General features: G+C 54.5%; 1 pseudogene. It reads left to right on the forward strand.

The window, feature by feature from the left end:
- Positions 1-37 precede the first annotated feature (37 nt).
- Positions 38-266: pseudogene (locus tag KW848_RS31495) on the forward strand (type VI secretion system tip protein VgrG); the annotation flags it as partial.

The following is a 266-nucleotide window of genomic DNA, read 5'->3' on the forward strand; positions in this document are numbered from 1 at the left end:
GTGTCCTGCTCACCTCTTTCTGCTTAAGGATAAGCGTATGTTCGCGCCAGCCAATACTGCGCACTTCACATTACTGATCCCCTCGGTTCGTCACGACTTCAAGGTGCTGGCCTTTGAGGGCCTTGAGACCATCAGTAGCTTGTACGCGATCGAGGTTGAACTGGTCAGCGAATACCCCGACTTCTATATGGAGAGCCTGCTCAGCCTACCGGCGTTTCTGCAGTTTGGCCTCAATGGCGAAGGCATTCACGGGCGTATCGAAGGGC

The organism is Pseudomonas sp. PDM25 (assembly GCF_019219045.1).
Lineage (GTDB): Bacteria > Pseudomonadota > Gammaproteobacteria > Pseudomonadales > Pseudomonadaceae > Aquipseudomonas.